At 42.4% G+C, this 429-nt stretch carries 1 protein-coding gene; it reads left to right on the top strand.

The genetic code is table 11. The features are described 5' to 3' along the window. Positions 1 to 429, top strand: a 429-nt coding sequence (locus tag A3761_RS25120) for a vWA domain-containing protein (protein ID WP_156492123.1), incomplete at both ends; no start/stop codon positions are given.

The following is a 429-nucleotide window of genomic DNA, read 5'->3' as shown; positions in this document are numbered from 1 at the left end:
GTCTTCGTCAATGTATTAATTTCAGCTAATGCTTTCGCACAAGATGCCGCTGCTAATGAAGCGGGGGCCGATATACGTATGCTGATCGATATCTCCGGGAGCATGAAGAAGAATGATCCGGCCAACTTGCGAATCCCGGCGGTTAACCTATTAACTGAGCTGATTCCCGATGGCGATGAAGCGGGTGTTTGGACTTTTGGTCAATGGGTTAATAATTTGGTCAAGTTAAAAGCTGTTGATGAGCAATGGCGTCTTGACGCTAAAGAAAAAGCAAAGAAAATCAATTCTGTAGCGCTATATACAAATATTGGGGCAGTGCTTGAGAAGGCTTCTGATGATTTTTATAAAGAAGGTAAGGACTTCTCGAATACTCATTTCATTCTACTGACTGATGGCATGGTCGATATTGATAAAGACCCCGAGAAAAAT

Source organism: Oleiphilus sp. HI0123, assembly GCF_001635315.1.
Note: the sequence above shows the minus strand (reverse complement) of the source record. Positions and strands in the feature narration are given on the sequence as shown.